Source organism: Rhodococcus jostii NBRC 16295 (assembly GCF_001894825.1).
GTDB lineage: Bacteria > Actinomycetota > Actinomycetes > Mycobacteriales > Mycobacteriaceae > Rhodococcus_F > Rhodococcus_F jostii.
In genome coordinates this window covers 1-608 of sequence record NZ_BCWY01000276.1, presented here as the reverse complement: position 1 = coordinate 608, position 608 = coordinate 1, and the positions used below count along the sequence as shown (strand labels likewise).

1 protein-coding gene is annotated in these 608 nt (G+C 69.2%); it reads right to left on the bottom strand.

All coding sequences use genetic code 11. The features are described 5' to 3' along the window. A partial coding sequence (locus RJ1_RS48660) for a GAF domain-containing protein (protein ID WP_255284988.1) occupies positions 1-608 on the bottom strand: 608 nt, incomplete at both ends.

The following is a 608-nucleotide window of genomic DNA, read 5'->3' as shown; positions in this document are numbered from 1 at the left end:
TTCCCGGTCGGAGTAGTCGCGGGGGCGGGCACTGTGTGCGGTGAGCACACCCCACACCGTGTCGGCGCCGATGGGAACGCAGACTCCGCTTCGTAGCCCTCGGGTATTCATGGCTTCGGTGGAGAACCGGTGCTCGCCGTACCGGTCGGGGCAGATGATGATCTGATCGGTGGCGGCCGCGTATCCGGGCTGGGAGTCGGTACCGGGGGCGAAGGTTTCCGGGACGGGTGGTTGACCGCGGTAGGCGAGCACCCGTAATGCACCGCCCGGCTCCTCGGCCCGGGCCACCGAGGCGCAGTTGACTCCCACCAACGCGGCGGCTGCGTCCGCCGCGGCCACGAGGACGTGGTCCAGGTCGCCGTCGACGGCGAGCCCACTCAGGTCGGCGAGGGCGCGTTGTTCGCGGACCCGGTACGCGGCCGCCTCCAAAGCGGTGTGCAGGCGCTGTTCGTGCTCCTGCGCAGTCCGTAGGTCCTGGGCGATGCATGCGATCACCGCAGGGCGGTTCTCCGGACTGTGCTCGATCACGTAGGTGGACAAGGTGACCGGGATCGGTTCACCGGTGAGGAAGTGCCGAAACTCCGACCGGCCCTCCCACCGGCCCTGTT